General features: G+C 65.0%; 15 protein-coding genes. 7 read left to right on the top strand and 8 right to left on the bottom strand.

The genetic code is table 11. The features are described 5' to 3' along the window. Window positions 1-73: 73 nt before the first annotated feature. Together CH281_RS10035 and CH281_RS10030 are read right to left on the bottom strand one after the other, a co-directional pair. Window positions 74-436, bottom strand: coding sequence for a VanZ family protein (locus tag CH281_RS10035; protein WP_048315843.1), 363 nt, complete (start codon window positions 434-436; stop codon window positions 74-76). A 10-nt stretch (window positions 437-446) separates the two neighbouring features. Next, window positions 447-1,115 carry a class I SAM-dependent methyltransferase gene (locus CH281_RS10030; RefSeq protein WP_094694049.1) on the bottom strand — a complete coding sequence of 223 codons (669 nt, stop codon included), beginning with the start codon at window positions 1,113-1,115 and terminating at the stop codon, window positions 447-449. An 84-nt stretch (window positions 1,116-1,199) separates the two neighbouring features. Here CH281_RS10030 and CH281_RS10025 point away from each other — a divergent pair, with 84 nt between their 5' ends. Beyond that, entirely contained in the window at window positions 1,200-1,673 is a 474-nt protein-coding gene (locus CH281_RS10025; protein WP_027497985.1) for a phosphoribosyltransferase, read from the top strand. Between the two features lies 1 nt (window position 1,674). Here the strand turns inward: CH281_RS10025 and CH281_RS10020 are convergent, their stop codons facing one another. Further along, window positions 1,675-2,709 carry an NADPH:quinone reductase gene (locus CH281_RS10020; RefSeq protein WP_057472871.1) on the bottom strand — a complete coding sequence of 345 codons (1,035 nt, stop codon included), beginning with the start codon at window positions 2,707-2,709 and terminating at the stop codon, window positions 1,675-1,677. A gap of 97 nt (window positions 2,710-2,806) precedes the next feature. Between CH281_RS10020 and CH281_RS10015 the strand changes: the two genes are divergently transcribed. Continuing rightward, a complete protein-coding gene (locus tag CH281_RS10015) occupies window positions 2,807-3,316 on the top strand; it encodes a mycothiol transferase (RefSeq protein ID WP_094694059.1) in 510 nt (169 codons plus the stop codon). Between the two features lie 3 nt (window positions 3,317-3,319). Here CH281_RS10015 and CH281_RS10010 read toward each other — a convergent pair whose 3' ends face one another. Both CH281_RS10010 and CH281_RS10005 read right to left on the bottom strand, forming a co-directional pair. Further along, on the bottom strand, window positions 3,320-3,814 hold the full coding sequence (locus CH281_RS10010) for an SRPBCC family protein (protein WP_027497982.1): 495 nt from the start codon (window positions 3,812-3,814) through the stop codon (window positions 3,320-3,322). Continuing rightward, on the bottom strand, window positions 3,811-4,635 hold the full coding sequence (locus CH281_RS10005; protein ID WP_094694047.1) for an SDR family NAD(P)-dependent oxidoreductase: 825 nt from the start codon (window positions 4,633-4,635) through the stop codon (window positions 3,811-3,813). The genes CH281_RS10010 and CH281_RS10005 overlap by 4 nt, the downstream gene beginning before the upstream one ends. Window positions 4,636-4,736: 101 nt before the next feature. Between CH281_RS10005 and CH281_RS10000 the strand changes: the two genes are divergently transcribed. Continuing rightward, window positions 4,737-5,783: an iron-siderophore ABC transporter substrate-binding protein gene (locus CH281_RS10000; RefSeq protein WP_094694045.1), complete on the top strand. Its 1,047-nt coding sequence runs from the start codon at window positions 4,737-4,739 to the stop codon at window positions 5,781-5,783. A 164-nt stretch (window positions 5,784-5,947) separates the two neighbouring features. On the opposite strand, the gene CH281_RS09995 is transcribed toward CH281_RS10000, so the two are convergent. Both CH281_RS09995 and CH281_RS09990 read right to left on the bottom strand, forming a co-directional pair. Continuing rightward, window positions 5,948-7,375, bottom strand: coding sequence for an HNH endonuclease signature motif containing protein (locus CH281_RS09995; RefSeq protein ID WP_094694043.1), 1,428 nt, complete (start codon window positions 7,373-7,375; stop codon window positions 5,948-5,950). A gap of 280 nt (window positions 7,376-7,655) precedes the next feature. After that, entirely contained in the window at window positions 7,656-9,128 is a 1,473-nt protein-coding gene (locus CH281_RS09990) for a cryptochrome/photolyase family protein (protein ID WP_094694041.1), read from the bottom strand. 127 nt (window positions 9,129-9,255) lie between these two features. Between CH281_RS09990 and CH281_RS09985 the strand changes: the two genes are divergently transcribed. From CH281_RS09985 to CH281_RS09970, 4 genes are all read left to right on the top strand, one after another. Beyond that, on the top strand, window positions 9,256-10,908 hold the full coding sequence (locus CH281_RS09985) for an alkaline phosphatase D family protein (RefSeq protein WP_094694039.1): 1,653 nt from the start codon (window positions 9,256-9,258) through the stop codon (window positions 10,906-10,908). A gap of 18 nt (window positions 10,909-10,926) precedes the next feature. Then, a complete protein-coding gene (trhO, locus tag CH281_RS09980; RefSeq protein WP_032364882.1) occupies window positions 10,927-11,769 on the top strand; it encodes an oxygen-dependent tRNA uridine(34) hydroxylase TrhO in 843 nt (280 codons plus the stop codon). Window positions 11,770-11,772: 3 nt separating this feature from the next. Next, window positions 11,773-12,648 carry a pseudouridine synthase gene (locus CH281_RS09975; protein ID WP_094694057.1) on the top strand — a complete coding sequence of 292 codons (876 nt, stop codon included), beginning with the start codon at window positions 11,773-11,775 and terminating at the stop codon, window positions 12,646-12,648. 96 nt (window positions 12,649-12,744) lie between these two features. Further along, entirely contained in the window at window positions 12,745-12,960 is a 216-nt protein-coding gene (locus tag CH281_RS09970) for a hypothetical protein (protein WP_032383864.1), read from the top strand. 139 nt (window positions 12,961-13,099) lie between these two features. Here the strand turns inward: CH281_RS09970 and CH281_RS09965 are convergent, their stop codons facing one another. Next, the gene (locus CH281_RS09965; protein WP_094694055.1) at window positions 13,100-18,577 is read right to left on the bottom strand and encodes an ATP-binding protein; all 5,478 of its coding nucleotides are present in this window, start codon (window positions 18,575-18,577) and stop codon (window positions 13,100-13,102) included. Window positions 18,578-18,988 lie beyond the last annotated feature (411 nt).

Raw genomic sequence — 18,988 nt, 5'->3', positions numbered from 1 at the left:
GGGCAGAAGACGAGGTGATGACGTTCCTTCCGGAGTGTTCGCGCTGGCCGAGGAACCCCGGTGCCGTCTCAGTCTAGTGCAGGTGCGGTGCCTTGCGGACGCGCTGCGGTAGAACCCTGCTCGCTGCGACCAGGCCCAGTGCGATACCGACGGCGTCGGCGAGTGCGTCGGCGGCCGATCCGGAGCGACCGAGCGGCAGGATCGCCTGCAGGAACTCCGATACCACTGCGAACGCCGACACCCACAGTGCGGTGCTGACCCAGCCGACGCCGGCGAGTCGGGAGGTGTAGGCGAGAGCAGCGAACAGGATGCAATGAATGATCTTGTCGCTGTGCTGAAAGCCGGAAGGCACCCCGGACGCGGGGGTGAAGAGAACGATCAGCGCGACGACGAACGTGACGGCCAGGGGAATTCGGTACGTCGACTGCGAGATCACTGCGAAGAGTTTACCGGCGCTGCAGCACCACCACTGTGTCGATTCGCTCGTCGCCGTCCGGCGTCGTCCGGGTGCGGTGTTCGGCGTGGATCACCTCGAACCCGTCGCCCGCCGCAGCGACGACCGGTTCCGGTGCGAACAGTCGGTGCTTGGCCGGATGCTGCGAGGCGTGGCTGTCGCTGGGACTGTGCCCGACGATCAGTAGACGGCCCTTCGTCGCGACCGCCGCGGCGAACCTGCGGGTGGTCAGTTCCAATTCGTCCGGCGGCACCTGCAAGAAGTGCACCGACACCAGATCGAACGCCGCGGCCGGGGGAGTCCAGTCCAGAACGTCTTCCTGACGCCAATCCACCGCGAGCGTCTGTGACCCGAGTGCCTGCTGTGCGGCGCGAGCGCGGCCGAGAGCCACATCGGAGATGTCGACGCCGGTCACGTTCCATCCTTCGCCGGCCAGCCAGAGTGAGTCGGCACCTTCACCGCAGCCGATGTCCAGGGCGCGGCCCGGAATCAGCTCGGACGCTTCCTGTACCAACACGGCGTTGGGATTTCCGCTCCAGATGGCGGTGCGTTGGTTGTAGAGGTTGTCCCAGAACGATTCGTCGAAGGCACCGTTCTCGAAATCCGGTTCCGGGTGGGTCGGGTCGGCTGGATGAGTGTGCGCAAGTGTGTGGTCGGCCATGGTTCGAGACTGCCCGCTGTCGTCCCCGAGCGCAAACGAATTTGCTCATTCGGCAAAAATAGGCCTTGGGTAAAGTAATCCGTCATGACCGAACCGGAACGCGAAGTACTGACGTGGGAGACCTTCGGAGACGCCTCGCGCGATCTGACGAAGAAGATCGTGGGCGACGGGTTCGTTCCGGATATCGTCATCGCGATCGCCCGCGGCGGACTCATCCCTGCCGGTGCCATCTCCTACGCCATGGGCGTCAAGGCTGCCGGCACCCTCAACGTCGAGTTCTACTCCGATATCGAAGAGACCCTGCCTGATCCCGTTGTGCTCGAACCACTTCTGGATACCGACGCGATCGTCGGCAAGAAGCTGCTCGTGGTCGACGACGTCGCCGATTCCGGCCGCACCCTGGCGCTGGTGATCGATCTACTGAAGGCGCACACGGCCGACGTGCGGTCGGCCGTGATCTACACCAAGCCCAGAACCATTGTGCAGCCGGACTACTCGTGGCGAGAGACCGACAAGTGGATCAATTTCCCATGGTCCACGTTGCCGGTCATCACCTGAGTTATTCGGTGGAGACGTCGATCAGCACTTTGCCGACGGTTCCGTTCTCCACGGCGTCGTGAGCAGCCGCGGTCTCGCTCAGCGGGAAGCGGTGCAGAGGGAGGCCGGTGGCTTCGCCCACCTCCAGCACACCTGCTGCCGCCGCTGCGCTGACGTCCGCCTCGGCGTTGCGCAGAGCCTCGTCGCCCACGGTGTAGAGCAACACGAACTGGTAGCGAGTGTTGAGCACCATGTTCGGCCGGACGTCGAGGGTGATGGTGTCGCCGCCGTTGTTGGCGTAGACGGCTACGGATGCTCGGTTCGCTCCCACGGCCGCGTTGAGTGCGGCGTTCTGTGCGGGAGCGACCTCGACCACCAGATCGATTCCGCCGGGCACCAATTCGCGGATGTCAGCGGCGGCGTCTCCGGTCTTGTAATTCACCACGTGGTGCGCGCCGGCAGCGGTGGCCAGTGCGCCCTTCTCCGGTCCGCTGACGGTCGTCACCACGGTCGCGCCTGCCCAGCGGGCCAATTGGATCGCGGCATGGCCGACGGCACCGGCGCCACCGGCGACGAGTACCGACTTGCCTTCCAATGCGCCGGGATGCAAGCGAGACGGGCCGTCCTCCGACACCGTCAGTGCGCGGTGTGCCGTCATCGCGGGTACGCCGAGGCTCGCGCCGACGTCGAAGCTGACGCCGTCGGGCAGAGCAACCACACGTGATGCGGGAAGGTTGGTGAACTTCTGCGCCGTTCCGGTCGGACGCTGATGCTGGGCCAGGTACACCCAGACTCGATCTCCTACGGCCAGCCCCTCGACATCAGGGCCCACGGCGTCGATCACTCCGGCACCGTCCTGGTTCGGAACCACCTCGTCGAACGCCAGCTTCTCGCCCGGGCCGGAACCGGTCCTGTTCTTCCAGTCCGTCGGATTGACGCCCGAAACCACGACGCGCACGCGCACTTCGCCTGCGGCCGGCTCGGTCACCTCGCGATCTTTCGGTTCGAGGACGGACGAATCGCCGGTGCGGGTGTACACAATTGCTGGAGAAGTCATACCGGGTTCAACGCGCCTGGAGGGCCCCGATGTTCCCTTCGAAGCAATCGGGGTATGCATGACTGGCTATCAGTGCTCGACGAAAGAGGCGTACTCGATGAACCACAACGACCTGCTGACCGACGCATTCGGTCGAATCAAGGAACTCGTTCACTCGGTGTTGGACGACATCCCCGCTGCCGCGTTGACCTATCGGCCCGACGCCGATGCCAACAGCATCGCGTGGTTGCTGTGGCACCTGACGCGTGTGCAAGACGACCACATCGCGGGTGTGGCCGGGAGCGAACAGGTCTGGACGTCGGAATCGTGGTTCGAGCGTTTCGGATTGCCGTTCGACAAGTCCGACATCGGGTACGGCCAATCGTCCTCCGACGTGGCTCAGGTCACCTCGAGCGCCGAGTTGTTGCGCGAATACCACGACGCCGTGTACTCGAAAACCGTTGCGTACCTGAGCGGTATCTCGACCGACGATCTGGACCGAATCGTCGACGAGAACTGGGATCCGCCGGTCACGTTGGGTGCGCGCCTGGTGTCCGTGGTCTCCGACGACCTTCAGCATGCCGGGCAGGCGTCGTACGTTCTCGGCCTGTACACCCGGCAGGCATAGTCGTCAGGCGTAACGCTTCTGCAGGTTCTCCAGCGTCTTTCGGATGTTGCGACGCTGGAACTGTGGGAACGTCTTGCCGCTGGTGACGATCTTGTCGAACACGAGCGCCAGGGCATCGGGCCATTTCGTTCTGTCGTCGGTCCAGGTTTCGGTGACCTTTGTGCCGCCCGCGACTGGCTCGAAGTCGTATCGCCAGGTTGCGTTAGCGCCCTTGATCTTCGGAGCGCTCTTACCGATGGCGTGGACGCGGAACTCGAAGGTCTTGCCTGGGTCGGCTGCGGTCACGGTGCAGCGAGTGATCCACTTCGCCCGGCCGCGCTTGTTGGTTCCGTCGAATACCATTCCCACGTAGGCGCTCTCGCGAGGATCGTGCACAGTGGCACCGGTATTTTCGGGACTCCACCGGCCCATCTTGGTGGGGTCGCTGATCGCAGCGTAGAGGGTGTCGGCGTCGGCGTTGACTACGACGCTGTCGGACACTGTGAACTCGCGGCTCATGAGGATGCGCCGTTCTTCAGGCCTGGATGAATACGAGTGAGCATGGGCACCAACAATGTTCGCGGGGTGATCTGGGCGAAGATCGATCCGATGCGGTTGGCGGGCCCGGGGATCGACACCATCCGTCCCTTGGTCATGTCGTCGACGGCAGTCTTGGCCACCGTTTCTGCCGACACCCACATGATCGATGGCAGTGCCTTCTCGGCGTCGTCTTTCGCGAAGCCCGCGGCCTCGCCGAAACCGGTTTGCACCGGTCCTGGGCACAGCGCGGTGGCGGTCACGCCGGTTCCGCGCAGTTCTCCGGTCAGAGACTGGGTGTAGGAGAGAACGAACGCCTTGCATGCGCCGTAGCCCGCTTGGCCGGGAAGCGGCTGGAACGCGGCGGTGGAGGCCACGTTCAGCAGAGCTCCGCGTCGTCGCTCGGTCATGCCGGGGAGGAAGCGAGTGCAGAGATCGGCGACGGCAACCACGTCGACCTCGATCATGTTCATCTCTGCTTCGGGGTCGGATTCGACCACCGGGCCGAGCGTCGACAGCCCGGCGTTGTTCACCAGGATGTCCGGTATCAGGCCGAGTTCGGTGATGCGCCCGAGCAATTCGGCGCGGGCGGTGCGATCGGACAGGTCTGCTGCGAGCACCTCTGCGCGAACTCCCCGCGAGCGGAGCTCGTCCGCAAGCTCGTCGAGCTTGTCGGCGCGGCGGGCGACGAGGGTGACCCCGTGACCTCGGGAGGCGAGTTCGCGAGCGATGGCGGCACCGATTCCGGAAGACGCTCCGGTCACGACGGCAGTCCGGTCGGGTGCGGGGCGAGGGAGGCTCATGCCCCCACCGTAGCGAACGCCCGCTGTGCAGCGCATTTGAATCCGGATGAGAGGTTAGCCTAGGGTTACTTTAAAGTCCCTTTGCTTGTCGAAAGGTAACCATGTTCTCTGTTTCACCGACCGGTCGACGGACTGCGCGCCGCGCAACCCTGCTGTCCGCGCTCACGGTGTCGGCCCTTGTGGTCGGTGCGTGTTCGAGTACCGATACCGCTGAGGAACCACAGGCGGGCAGCGACTTCGCGGCCGTCACCATCGATTCGGCGCTGGGTCAGGCCGTCATCACCGAGAAGCCGGAGCGCATCGTGACGCTCGGCCAGGGCTCGGCCGAAACGGCGATCGCGTTGGGTACCGTCCCGGTGGGCGTCGAGGAGTATTCCTGGGGTGCCGACGACACCGGCTACCTCCCGTGGGTGCACGACGCGGTCACCGAATTGGGTGCCGAGCTTCCTCAGCAGTTCACGGGCGGAACCGAATTGAACATCGAGGCCGTCGCGGCTCTCGAACCGGATCTGATTCTGGCACCGTGGTCCGGCGTCACGCAGGATCAGTTCGACAAGCTCAGTGCCTTCGCCCCGGTGGTCGCCTACGAGGAGAAGCCGTGGACCACGACGTGGCAGGACCAGATCACCGTCATCGGCAAGGCCATGGGCGAGGAGCAGAAGGCGGCGGATGAGATCGGCAAGATCGAGGACCGCTTCGCCGACGCTGCCGCCCAGCACCCCGAGTATTCGGACGTGAGCTTTTCGTACATCTACAACACCGGTCCCGGAACGCTTGGAGTGTTCCTCGCCGACGAGCAGCGCGTCGCGATGGTCCGCGGTCTCGGGCTGCAGGTCGATCCGGTGGTGAACACGCTCGACGAGACCGAGGGCACCGACTCGTCGGTGATCGGCTTGGAGAACGCGAATCTGTTGAACGACTCCGATCTGATCTTCACCTTCTACTCAGATCCGCAGAACCGCACCGATACCGAGAATCAGCCTGCCTACAAGCAGATTCCGGCCGTGTCCCGCGGTTCGGTCGTTGCGCCGACGGATCAGTCCTTCGTCACCGGGTCGTCGATCATCAACCCGCTGACAGTGCCGTGGGCACTCGAGCGCTACGTGCCGATGATCGACGAGGCGGTCGCGAAGCTAGACGCGAAGTAGGTCACCGGTCGCTCGATCGGAGCGGAGACGAACAGGATCGGCTTCACGCAGGTCGTGTTACATGCGCAGGAAGCACGCAGTGTCTGATCGAAACGCCGAGCTCGACAATCTCTTCCGGCCCCGCACCGTGTTCTCGGTGCGGGGCTGGTGTGCGTTCGAGGGGACTATGCGATGTGGGGGCCTGCTCGGGCGTGAGATTGCCGGGGTTCTCGGTACGGGTCGACGGATGCCGGGGGTACGAACCAGGGGTGTTGATCGGTGCCGATGAACACTTCCCACTCGGAGTGGTGGATGAGTCGGTGGTGAAATCCACACAGGAGGACGAGGTTGTCCATATCGGTGGGGCCACCATCGGCCCAGTGCCAGATGTGGTGACCTTCGGTCCAGGCGGCGGGTTTTCCGCAGCCCGGGAACGCGCAACCGTGATCGCGGGCAGTCAATGCTCGTTTCTGTTTCGCGGTGACGGTCCGGGCGGTGCGGGCGAGGTTCAACGGGTTGCCGTTCTCGTCCATGACGATCGCGGTGAGAACACAGTCGCAGGCCAGTTGGCGAGAGGTGTTGCGGGAGAGTGGTCCCATCCACGGTAGCCACCCGACCGACGTGCCGTCGCCGAACAGGTCCCGATACGCGCCGCGGTCCTGGCTCGGTCCGGCAGCGCTGTCGGTCTCGAGTTCATCCGCCGCGTCCGACTCGGTCGGGTCGGATCGTATTGGGTCGGAGTGGATCGGGTTGCCGGCGTCGATGTCCACCGGGTCGGCTGGATCGGCGTTGTCGGATTCTGCTGCAGCGCGGGTGGTTTCGTCGTCGGTGATGTCGTCGGTGTTCTGACCGCTCAGGCTGTGGAGGTCCTGCAACCGGATGTGGAGGTTGATGTGGGGTCTCTCGCCGCCTTCGGTGGGGCGATCCTTCGAGGCGAGGTAGTGGTCGAGGATCTGCCCGAATGCGTCGGCGCGTCGCCTCGCAGGACTGCGTTCGTCGGGGGTGCCGTCGGCTGCGGGCCGGGGTTCGGTCAGCGGTGAGAGTGCGGTGAAGAGCTTTTCCGCGGTGACGGCATCGAAGTCGGCCTTGAGGCACAGGCGTTGGTTGAGCATCTTCGATGCGAACAGTTCGTTGCGGTCGGTGTCCTCAGGGGGCGGCTTGTCGCTGCCGTAGGTGTCTTCGAGTTTGGTGATCGCTTCACGGATCTTGTCGGTGCGTGCACCGGGCCCGGTGGCGGCGGTGATCATGGCTTTGCGGGCGATGTCGCGACCCTCTTGCGGGAGGTTCTTCGGTGGTGTTTCGGCGAAGGTGAGGATCAGGGCGGCGTGGTCGACGGACATGACGCCGGTGTTGACGGCGTCGGCGATGTCGGGGAAGTTCTTCAACCCGCGAGCGAGGGCCACGATCTTGTTCGCCTTGCTGGGCGTGAGCAGCGTGGTGGAGGTGAGCCAACCGGCAGGCCCGGGGAACCCGAGCTTCTCTCGGGAGACGCGGGTGTCGATCTCGGCGACCAATGCGATCCGCCGGGCTTCCAGCAATTGGATGTCGTGGGAGACCGCGGCAGCGTCGGCGAGCAGTTCTGCTTCGCTCAGTTGCCAGATCTCCGTGGTCATAGGAAGAAGTGTATCGAACGTGCGTTCGATACGCAATGATGGTGCAATCGAAAACTATTGCCCTGCATAAGGATTCGGGAATCGAAACCTGTCAGTGGCACGTTGTAGATGCTCGATCTCTCCGACGATCGCGCCAGACCGCCATTCTGCCGCGACAAGGAGCTTTGGAACACGGCCGGCTCCCGTGGCAGCGCCCTAGTAATAGTGGTGCGCGTTGCGCATTCGATACCAACAGAGACCACTCGACAGGGTCCGGCCGTGCACAACTTGCCGGGGCGCGTCAGTAGACCTCGCGTTGGCGTTCTTGCTCCAACACCTGCTCGAGGTCGCTCAATCGGTTCATCGATGACACCTGTCGCGCCGTACGGTGGTTGAGCGCCAACATCTCTCGGTGTCGGTGCACGAATGCCCAGTAGCCGGCGGTGAAGGGGCAAGCGTCGTCGCCCAGTCGCTTTTTCGGGTTGAACTCGCACGGCTTGCAGTAGTCGGTCATGCGGTTGAGGTACGCCCCGCCCGAGGCGTAGGGCTTGGTGGCAATCACGCCGCCGTCTGCGTGTTGACTCATGCCGATGACGTTCACCGGCATCACCCAGGCGAATCCGTCGACGAAAGCCGTGGCGAACCACTCGGTCAACGCTCGTGGGTCCCAGGCATGTTGCAGCGCAAAGTTTCCCAGGATCATCAACCGCGGAATGTGGTGCACCCAGCCGCGGTCGCGCACGCCGTCCACTGTCGACGACAGGCACTTCGCCACCACGGCATCGCCGTCCAACTCGGTCAGCCAATCCGGCAGTGGCTCATGGGCTTCGAGTTTGTTCCGTTCGAGGTACTCCGGCCCCATATGCCAGTAGAGGTGCCACACGTATTCGCGCCAGCCCAGGATCTGCCGAACGAAGCCCTCCACGCTCGCCAGCGGGGTGCCGTCGCGATGGGCGTCCTCGGCGGCGTGTGCCACGTCCAACGGTTGCAGCAGACCGAGGTTGAGCGGGACCGACAACAGCGAGTGCGACATCGTCCAGTCGTCGGCCATCACCGCGTCCTCGTATTTGCCGAAGTCGTCCAGGCGGTAATCGATGAAGTGCGCCAACGCTTCCGAGGCCTCAGAAGCAGTCACCGCAAACACGCGAGGCCCGTCCACACCGACGGTGTCCAACTCCCACGAATCGAGATCGGCACGCACCTCGTCGTCGATGGCATCCTCGGTCGGCCACCACGGTTCTCCCACGCCCAGGGTCAGCCGACCCTTCGGGGGTGGCGACTGATTCTCGGCGTCGAGGTTCCATTTGCCAGAGACCGGGTCGGCACCGTCCATCAGCACATCGAATCTCTTGCGCTGCTCGCGGTAGAACGTCTCCATGCGGAAGGTGCCGCGCTCGGCCGCCCAGTCGGCGAACTCGGCCCGGGGGAGCGCGAACATCGGCGTCGGCAGAATTTCCGAGACCAGACCCTCCTCGTGCAAGGCAGCGACGAACTTCTCCGCCGCATGCGAGGTGGGCTCGAACACCACCACGGGCTTGCCGTACTCGGCCAGGGCTTCGCGATACGTCTCGGTCTGCAGATAAGTGACGCGATCACCCAGCTCGTCGGCCAGATGACGCATCCCCGACAGCACGAGATGGAGCTTCTGTCGGTGGTATCGCCGGCGTCGAAACACGCGCCGGGACTCGATCATCAGCACGTCACGCTCGGCATGCTCGTCCACAGAGTGGAAGTGCGGGCCGAGCTGATCACCGAACAACCACAGAGCGTCCATTCTCGGAGTGTTCTCCCGCAGCGACGACGGCAAACCAGCGTCCGCAGCATGGCCGGCTGGTGAACACTGTGGCCGACCCAGGCGCGCCTTACTTGACCACCGACGATCCATCGCATGGACTGACCCGATGCCCGCTGATTCTGCGCTGTCCAGAAGAACGTTTCTTCGCTCGTCGTCGGTGGCCGTTGCCGTGGCCGGAGTCGTCACGACACTGCCCGCGGTCGCCCACGCCCAAGGCAGCGACCGAGGCTTTCTGCACGGGGTGGCATCGGGAGATCCGTTGCCCGACGCGATCATTCTGTGGACCCGCATCACCCCCACGCCCGACGCCACCCCAGGCTCCGGCGTCGGCCCGCAGGTATCGGTGACCTGGCGCATCGCCCGGAACGTAGACATGAGTGGCGTCGTCGCCTCCGGAACCGTCTCCACCGGCCCCGATACCGATCACACCGTGAAAGTCGACGTCGACGGCCTCAGTGCAGACACCACGTACTTCTACGATTTCCGCACGAACGACGCGGCGTCGGCCGTCGGGACCACGCACACCGCCCCGGCCAACGATGCCGACATCGATGCGATGCGTTTCGGCGTCGTCTCGTGCTCCAACTGGGAATCGGGCTACTTCGGTGCCTACCGGCATTTGGCTGCCAGGGGAGACCTCGACGCCATCGTCCATCTCGGCGACTACATCTACGAGTACGAGACGGGCGGATTTCCGGGGCGCGACGGCGTCGTCCGGCAGCATTCGCCCGCCCACGAGATCGTCACCCTTGCCGACTACCGCCAGCGGCACGGTCAGTACAAGTCCGATCCCGACTTGCAGGCCGCCCACGTCGGGGTGCCGTGGATCTGCACGTGGGACGACCACGAGTCGGCCAACGACGCGTACGACGGCGGTGCCGAAAACCACACGCCGGCCACCGAGGGCGATTGGTACACGCGCAAGGCCAACTCCGAGAAGGCCTACTACGAGTGGATGCCGGTCCGGGCAGCAGGCACTGCCACCAACCGTCACCTGTACCGCAGGCTGCGGTTCGGCAACTTGCTCGAACTCTCGATGCTGGACCTGCGCACCTACCGCTCGCAGCAGGTGTTGCCGTTCAACGGCCCCGAGGTCGATTCACCGAACCGCACCATCACCGGTGCCGAGCAGATGCAGTGGCTCACCGACGGCATCGTGTCGTCGCCGACGCAGTGGAAGATCGTCGGCAACCCGGTGATGATCACGCCCACTCTGATCCCACCGCTCGATCGAGACGCAGCCAGGGCCGTCACCTCGCTCCTCGGAATCCCGGAGGGCGGCTTGCCCTACAACGCAGATCCCTGGGACGGATACACGGCCGACCGCCGCAAGCTGCTCGGTGCCATCGTGGACGCAGGCGTCGACAACACCGTCTTCATCACCGGCGACATCCACTCCGCTTGGGCCTGCGAGGTACCCCTCGACGCAGCGCACTACGCAACGACGGAACCGGCTGCCACCGAGCTCGTCGTCACCTCGGTGAGCTCGGCCAACATCGACGATCTGACGCACACTCCGCCGCACACGCTGGGCCGGGTCGCCGAGGAAGCGTTCAAGGCGCTCAACCAGCACGTGAAGTTCGTCGACCTCGACAGTCACGGTTTCGGCGTCTTCGAGGTCACCAAGACGGCGGCTCGGATGGACCACTGGTTCCTCACCGCCAAGGAGGATCCGCGGACCGGCGTGTACTGGGGAGCGGGCTTCACCGTCGACTCCGGCACCCAGCGGCTTCGGGCGGCGGCACCGCCACTGGGCTGACCCGCCATACTGGACGGCGTGGCTGTACCGAAAATCGTCCTGTTCTACGTGTTCACTCCATTGCCAGATCCCGAGGCGATCCGGCTGTGGCAACACACGCTGGCCGCGTCCAACAACCTGACCGGACGCATCCTCATCTCCGAACACGGCATCAACGCGACGGTGGGCGGCGACGTCGACGACGTCAAGAGGTACGTCCGCGGCACCCGCAGCTATCCGGCCTTCAAGTCGGCCGACATCAAGTGGTCCGACGGCCTCGGCAACGACTTTCCGCGATTGAGCGTGCGAGTGCGCGACGAGATCGTCACGTTCGGAGCCCCCGGGGAACTGAAGGTCGACACCGACGGCGTGGTCGGCGGTGGCACTCATCTGAGCCCGCAGCAGGTGCACGAGCTCGTCGATTCCCGCGGTGACGACGTGGTTTTCTTCGACGGCCGCAACGCGTTCGAGGCGCAGATCGGCAAGTTCAAGAACGCGGTGGTGCCCGACGTCGAGACGACGAAGGACTTCGTCTCGCAGCTCGATTCCGGTGCCTACGACCATCTCAAGAAGTCCCCGGTGGTCACGTACTGCACCGGGGGAGTGCGGTGTGAGGTGCTGTCCTCGTTGATGGTGGCTCGCGGGTTCGAGGAGGTCTATCAGCTCGACGGCGGAATCGTCCGGTACGCAGAGACTTTCGGCGACGACGCGCTCTGGGAGGGCTCGCTCTTCGTCTTCGACAAGCGGATGGCACAGAACTTCTCCGACCACACCGCCGTCATCGGTCGCTGCAGTGCGTGCGGCAACCCGACGTCTCGTTACCAGGACTTCGACGGTGATGCCGGCCGTGGTTTGCGGTTGATCTGTCTCGACTGCGCCTGAGTGATGCTGCCTTTTCGAGACGGTCTCGCGCCTCTGAGACTGCTTCTACCGCATGGTGATCCGTCCGCCACCATCGTCGAATATCTCGAACGTGAGATGCCCGAAGACGATTGGCGTCGGGCAATCGGCGACGCCGAACTGGTGGACGAGAAGAGTCGGCCCATAACTTTGGACACTCGCTACCGCGCCGGCAGTCTGGTGTACTTCTATCGTGTTCCGGCGCAGGAGGTTCCGGTGCCGTTCGAGATCGGCATCCTGCACGAGGACGAAAATCTGCTGGTGGTCGACAAGCCACATTTCCTCGCCACCATCCCGCGTGGTCGGCACGTCACCGAAACCGCGACAGTGCGGCTGCGCAGGCAGTTCGATTGCCCCGACCTCACGCCCGCGCATCGACTCGATCGCGCCACCGCTGGAGTGCTGCTCTTCACCAAGACCAAGCATGCCCGACGGCCGTATCAGGAACTCTTCTCGACGCGCAACGTCGCCAAAGAGTACGAGGCCGTCGCGGGTTTCGATGCAGCACTGCAGTTTCCGCGCGTCGTACAGAGCAGGATCCTGAAGGAACACGGTGTCATGACAGCGTACGAGGAGCCGGGGGAGCCGAACAGTGAGACCAGAATCGAGCTCATCGACACTCTCGGCGACCTCGCCCGCTATCGACTCTTCCCCAAGACGGGTAAGACCCATCAGCTGCGAATCCATCTGTCGTCGTTGGGGATTCCCATCGTCAACGATCCGTACTATCCGGTGTACACATCGACTCCCGCCGACGACTTCACTCGGCCGTTGCAGCTCCTGGCCCGGGCACTGGACTTCATCGACCCGCTCACCGGCGAACAGCGGCGATTCGCCAGCGCCCGAGAACTCCAGCTCTGACGCCCAGGAATCGTTCGTTCGGACGATGGTGACAATTCGGGCGCGAGGTTAGCGTGTCGAGCAGACATGTCCGATGGAAGCACAGAGGAGAACTGCGTGAAGCGTCGTATTGCTGTTGTGTTGGGAGCTGCCGTCATCGCCATAGCGTCGCCAGCGGTCGCGGTGGCCGATACCGGAAGCGCGAGCACCGGTAGCGCGAACGGAGTGTCGAGCTTGTTCTCGGATCTGTCCCGGTTGTGGGAGGCCTGCTCGGTGACCATCTTCACCGGACAGTGCACCGGAATCGTCGCAACGGACGTGACCTACTGGTAGCGCACGCCCTGCACTGAACCCCCAACCGACAAACCCCCTGAACCATCAAACGCGCGCGCGTTCGCCGGACGCTCGCGGAATAGGTAACCATTCCGCTCGCATCCAGCAAACGCGCGCGCGTGTGCGTGGAGCCTGAGCCCTACTTCGCCAGCGACCGCGCCATTCCGCGTTCGACGGCGGCGACCAGCTGCGGTCGCAGTTCGGCGGCGGGGACGATGTGGTGCACCGATCCGACGCTCTGTGCGCGTTGAATGTTGTGGATGGCCTCGAATTCGGCTGCCACCTCACCCAGTTTGGCGTTGCGGGCGTTCGCTCGCACGGTGGCGAGTTCGACGCGCAGTGCCGAGCGAGTGGCGTCGTCCTCGGCCGCGTTCAGTCGTGCTTCGAGCTCCTTGACGTCGGCGTCCGCTGCGGTGCGGGCGTTGACGTCGCGGGTGAACACCACTGCGGCTGCCGGGGCACCGCCGAGTACGGAGGCGAAGGAGCCCTCGACTGCGAGGACCTCCATGTTGTCGTTGAGTGCTCCGGAGAACACCACGAACGCGCCGCCGTGGTAACGCGAGACGACACAGAACACGACCGGTCCGTCGAAGTTGACGATGGCGCGGCCGATTTCGGCACCGTATTCGAGCTGGATGTTGCGCAGCGATTCCGGTGATCCGTCGAAGCCGGAGAGGTTGGCCAGCACCACGATCGGCCGGCTTCCGCTGGCGGCGTTGATGGCGCGTGCCGTCTTCTTCGACGAGTTCGGGAACAGGGTTCCCGAGGTCCACTGATCGGGGCCGTCGGACGGGAACCAGCCCTTGCGGGGGATGGCTCGCGATTCGATACCGATCACACTCACCGGGATTCCGGCGAGGTGGGCGTCGAACACCACCGAGGTGTCGGCGTCGGCCATGTCGGCCCACCGCTCGAGCACCGAGTGATCCTGGTCGACCACGGCGCGCATCACGGTACGAATGTCGAACGGCTTCTTGCGGTCCGGGTTGGTCACCGAGGAGAAGATGTCGCCGACGGTGGTGAAGTCGCTCGACGGGTGCACGTGCGGGTAGGTACGAACGTCGCGCTCGGTCGGGTCGGCCGTGGCTGCACGGCGTGGGAAGCGTTCTCCCGGTGCGGCATACGCGTGATCGTAGTGAGCGAACAGGATGTCGCATGCGGCCCGCAGGTTCGGTGCCCAGTACTGCGCCTGGCCGTTGGGGCCCATGACACGGTCGTAGCCACCGATACCGAAGTTGTCCTCGGCCGAAACGCCGCCGGAGTAGTCGAGGGACTGCTTTCCGGTGAGCACCATCGCACTGTCGGGGGTCATCACCAGGATGCCCTTGGTGTGGGTGAGCATGGTGGCTTCGGCGTTCCAGTACGGCTGCGCGCCGACGTTGATGCCTGCGACGACGATGTTGATCTCTCCGCCGGCCTGGGTGAAGGTGATGATGCGGCGCAGTCCGCGCGAGACCCAGTCCATGTTCTCGGTGCCCGATTCCATGGAAATCGTTGCGCCGGAGGACAATGCAAACCATTCGACGGGGGCACCGAGTTGTTCGGCGAGGTCGATGGCCGCAACGATCCGCGAGCACTCCGCCTCGGCGACGGTGCCGAGCGCCTTGGTGGGGTCACCGAAGAGTGCGACGCGAGTGATGCCCTCGGGGTACTTGGCGGTCGGGGTGGTGGCCACACCGACGATGACGCCCGCGGAGTTGCGGCCGTAGGGACGATCGACCGGGGCGAGCACGCCGTCGGAGTCGAAGTCGTACTCGGTGAACGTGCCACCGTTGCTGCTGAGCAACGGAATCAGCTCGTACGGGTACACGGTGCCGCGGGCCTGGGATCGCTGCACCTTCTGGGTGTACTCGTCGAGCGGGCGCATCGGCTCGGTCGGCGGCGGGGTCACCTTGGCGACGATGCCGGCACCGGACCGGTACGACAGGCGCAGAGCCACCTCGCGCGGCGTCGCGCCCGGTGTTTCGGCCAGGCGTGCGATCAGCGTGATCTCTTCGAGTCCGGCTCCGATGGTCAGCGGAGCGATGTGCCGGGCGATGGTGGCGATGCGGTCCGCGGGCACGTTCAGCACCGGCCAGACGTAGAGCACGACGCGGTTGGCGTCGAGACGCTTCTTGCCGCGTCCGGCCTGTGCGCGGCGGATGCCGTCGAGGCAGGCTGCGACGGTTCGTTCGATCTCCGGCACGGCGACGATGTTTCCGGCGTCGTCCAATTGTGTTGTGATGCCGCGGATCTCGGCGAGGGCGACGAGTCGCTCGTCGGACGGGTTGGCCTTGGACGTCAGGTGGAACAGGTAGGTTCCGGCGCTGGCGGGCAGGCGAACTCCGTCGAAGTTCTTCAGTCGCCACAGGTCGAGTCGCTGACCGGTGAGTGGGTGCATGTCCCGAATGATGGTGTCCTCGGCGAGGGGCTCGGATCCCTCGACCGTGGTGCGGCGGTACGTCATCTTTCGAGTGACCGCGCCGAACACGGTGACCGTGACCCGGCGCCAGCGGCCGGAGCCGGAGTGGGCGGCCAGAACTTCCTGCAGTCGGGCCGAGAGCACGTCGCCGTCGGCGGGGGCGTCGGGCCACGACAGGTACAGATCGACGGCAAGGTTTTCCGGCGACGGGCCGGCGATGTCCTCGACGGCGTCGAGAGTCGTTGCGAGGGAGTCGAAGTCCGTCGCGGTCGAGATCAGATGCAGTCGTTCGCCCGAGAGCTCGAAGTTGCCGGTGACGAAGTGCTTACCGTCGCGGTCGAAGGCCTTGACATCCTCGAGGGTGCGAATTTCGTAGTACTGACGGGTGATCACCTCGAGCAGAGCACCGGGATCGGTGATCCGTTGTGCCAGAAGCTCGATCAGCGGTTCCGGTGTCGCCACGAGAGCTGCTACACGCGCCGAGTAGTCGGCTGCGTCCGGGTTCTCGGCGAGGTACTGCAGGCTGCCACGGACGCCGTCGTAGACCTTCTCGCGGGCGATCCGGATTTGCGGCTCGTCGAACAACCGGAAGCGCAGGTTGCGGGCGACGTCGCCGATGACGGGGTAGCGAGCCTGAGTGGCACCGATGAGGCGCTCGAGTACCTCGGCCATGGCCGGGGTGGCCTCGGGCTGGGCGGAGGAGTCGCTGAGCCAGTGGCCGAGGAGGGCCGCGATCACCGGAACCTGGTTCTCCATGCGCTGCAGGGCGAGGAAGACGCGGTAGACGGCCTCTTCGAGAGCCGGGGTTCGGCCCTCGTCGATGGCAGCGTCGTAGTGCGCGAGCGCGCGAGTGAGCTTGGCGCGGAACGACTCCGGCAGACCCTGGACGTCCGCGTCGAGCGAGTGCAGGAACGAGTGGAAGTGCTCGCGGGGGGAGTGGACTCGCTCGTCGCCCGTCTCCTCGTCCATCGTCGGACGGTTGCGGGAGAGCTCGCAGATGTCGGCGAAGGTGTTCAGCAACGCCAATTCGGCGGTGACCAGCTCCGAATCGTCGCGTGGCACCTCGGCACGCAGAGTCTCGTAGGTGGACAACAGGTTTCGAGCCCGGGCACCGCTGACGTCGAAGCCGGTGATGAGGGCTGCAAGTTCGTCGAGCCGATCCAGTGCGCGACGCTGCGGCGAGCGCTGCGCGGCGTCGTCGACGCCACGGAACTGCACCCGAGGTGCCTGCTCGGAGACCTTCTGTTCTCCGGCCTGATCGACGCGCAGCAGTGCAGCTCCCGCGTCGACCTGTCCGTTGACCGAGGCCAGGACCTCACGCACGGTGCCCGCGTACGGGGACCGGACGGCAGTTTCCATCTTCATCGATTCGAGGACGACGAGGGTCTGTCCTGCATCGACCTCGTCGCCGACGGCGACCGGGACGGCGACGACGACAGCGGGTGCAGGCGCACGGACCAGCCCGGCCTCGTCCTGGGAGATCTGATGGCTGATGCCGTCGACCTCGACGAGGAAGTGGGCGGCTCCGGCGACGGTGACCACCTGGTAGCGGCGGTCACCGATGACGAGGCGGCTCTCGTAGGTGCCGAGGCGCTCGACATCGACCTGCAGTTCGCCGATGCCGTCGCTTTCGATGCTGTAGCGGTGAGTACCGGTCTGGCCGACCTCGAGCTTGTAGGCCTGGCCCTGGTAGTTCAGCTCGACGGTTCGGCCGATGGCGTGTGTCGCGCGTGGGCGCCCGCCGCGAGCGGAGTTGAGGAACGAGGTGCGTTCGCGGCCTTCCTCGGCGTCGTAGGCATCGATCGCTGCGGCGATGATGGCGATGTCGGCGACGGCGGTCGGCCCCACCTGGGAACCGGCTTCGGTGCGGTCGAGCCAGCCGGTGTCGGCGGAGGCGGAGATGACTTCCTCGCGGTCGAGCAGGCTCAGCAGGAACGACTTGGTGGTGGTGCCGCCGTCGATGACGACCGTGGTCTCGCGCAGTGCGTTACGCAGTCTCGCCAGCGCTTCGCTGCGGTCGCGGCCCCAGGCGATGACCTTGGCGACCATGGAGTCGTAGTCCGGTGGGATGACGTCGCCCTGGGCGATGCCGGTGTCGACGCGGATGCCGGTGCCGAGGGGGAACTTGAGCAGCTCGACGGTGCCGGGGGCCGGTGCGAAGCCGTTGTCGGCGTCCTCGGCGTTGAGGCGGGCCTCGACGGCGTGACCGAACTCGGGCGGGCAGTCGCCGGGCAGTGCCTGACCGTCGGCGACGAGGATCTGCAGCTTCACCAAATCGATGCCGGTGGTGTATTCGGTGATCGGGTGCTCGACCTGCAGGCGGGTGTTGACCTCGAGGAACGTGAAGATCTTCTGCTCGGGCTGGTAGAGGTACTCCACGGTGCCCGCGCCCTGATATCCGGCGGCCTTGACCAGCTCGGCCGAGGCCGTGCGCAGCTGATCGGACTGTTCCTTGGTCAGCAGCGGGGAGCTGGACTCCTCGATGACCTTCTGGTTGCGACGCTGAATCGAGCAGTCGCGCACACCGGGGGCCCACACGTTGCCGTGACTGTCGGCGATGACCTGGACCTCGACGTGCCGGGCGTCGGTGACCAGACGCTCGAGGAATACGACGGGGTCGCCGAACGAGCGCTCGGCCTCACCCTGGGTGCGTTCGAGGGACAGTTCGAGTTCGTCCTCGTGGAAGACCTTGCGGATGCCGCGGCCACCGCCGCCCGAGCGGGCCTTGATGATCAACGGGTAGCCGATCGCCGCGGCGTGGCGACGAGCGTCGGCGCGGGTCTCGACGGGGCCGCCGGACCACGGTGCGACGGGAACGCCGACTTTCTCGGCGAGAATCTTGGCCTCGACCTTGTCACCCAGCAGGCGCATCGCGTCCGCGGACGGGCCGATGAAGGTGATGTTCAAGCGGGCGACCAGGTCGGCGAACGTCGGGTCCTCGGCGACGAAGCCCCAGCCGACCCATACGGCGTCGGCCCCGGATTCCACCAGCGCCGCTTCCAGCACGCCGTAATCGAGGTAGGCCGAGCCGCTCGCCGGCTTACGCAGCGTGACCGCTTCGTCGGCCAGGCGGACGAACATGGCCCGCTTCTCGGCCTCGGTGTGCAGCGCTACGGTGCGGATGCCGTAATCGTGTTCGGCGTTGAGCTCTCGGACGGCTCGGATCAGCCGTACTGCTGCCTCGCCTCGGTTGACTACTGCAATCCGCTTGAACAACGTATCTCTCTTCGCTCGGTGTAGGCGCACATCGCGTCGGTGCACTCGATGGGAGGTGGGTCCGGCTGGGCATGTCCGTTTGATGGTTGTCGGGTCGTTGCGCAGGCTCCGGTCCTGCGCCCATGCAGCACTCCGGTCGACTCATTCTAGCGGCAACCGGACCCTGTGCCGTGCCAACGGCGTTCGGGGTGAGTGTGATTGATCACGAACGAGCCAATTCAATTCTGTGACAACACATTCCGTACTGGACATTTTCTTTGCTCTGCCTCACATCGGATTCGTACTCACGAGTAGCGTTGTCGGGACGCATAATTCGTGATTCCTCACCATCTCTGGCTACCGGCGAGTACATTACCGACGGGTACAGGTCGACGAAGGCGGTTTCGGACGAGCAGCAGGTTGCCGAGGAGG

The sequence above is a fragment of the Rhodococcus sp. 06-221-2 genome, assembly GCF_002258365.1.
Taxonomy (GTDB): Bacteria; Actinomycetota; Actinomycetes; order Mycobacteriales; family Mycobacteriaceae; genus Rhodococcoides; species Rhodococcoides fascians.
This window is presented reverse-complemented; position numbering and strand designations above follow the sequence as displayed.

What these genes read in the sequence shown, in the direction of transcription:
- CH281_RS10030 (WP_094694049.1), bottom strand. Translation starts at nt 1,115, where the DNA reads ATGGCCGACCACACACTTGCGCACACTCATCCAGCCGACCCGACCCAC.
- CH281_RS10025 (WP_027497985.1), top strand. Translation starts at nt 1,200, where the DNA reads ATGACCGAACCGGAACGCGAAGTACTGACGTGGGAGACCTTCGGAGAC.
- CH281_RS10020 (WP_057472871.1), bottom strand. Translation starts at nt 2,709, where the DNA reads ATGACTTCTCCAGCAATTGTGTACACCCGCACCGGCGATTCGTCCGTC.
- CH281_RS10015 (WP_094694059.1), top strand. Translation starts at nt 2,807, where the DNA reads ATGAACCACAACGACCTGCTGACCGACGCATTCGGTCGAATCAAGGAA.
- CH281_RS10010 (WP_027497982.1), bottom strand. Translation starts at nt 3,814, where the DNA reads ATGAGCCGCGAGTTCACAGTGTCCGACAGCGTCGTAGTCAACGCCGAC.
- CH281_RS10005 (WP_094694047.1), bottom strand. Translation starts at nt 4,635, where the DNA reads ATGAGCCTCCCTCGCCCCGCACCCGACCGGACTGCCGTCGTGACCGGA.
- CH281_RS10000 (WP_094694045.1), top strand. Translation starts at nt 4,737, where the DNA reads ATGTTCTCTGTTTCACCGACCGGTCGACGGACTGCGCGCCGCGCAACC.
- CH281_RS09995 (WP_094694043.1), bottom strand. Translation starts at nt 7,375, where the DNA reads ATGACCACGGAGATCTGGCAACTGAGCGAAGCAGAACTGCTCGCCGAC.
- CH281_RS09990 (WP_094694041.1), bottom strand. Translation starts at nt 9,128, where the DNA reads ATGGACGCTCTGTGGTTGTTCGGTGATCAGCTCGGCCCGCACTTCCAC.
- CH281_RS09985 (WP_094694039.1), top strand. Translation starts at nt 9,256, where the DNA reads ATGCCCGCTGATTCTGCGCTGTCCAGAAGAACGTTTCTTCGCTCGTCG.
- CH281_RS09975 (WP_094694057.1), top strand. Translation starts at nt 11,773, where the DNA reads ATGCTGCCTTTTCGAGACGGTCTCGCGCCTCTGAGACTGCTTCTACCG.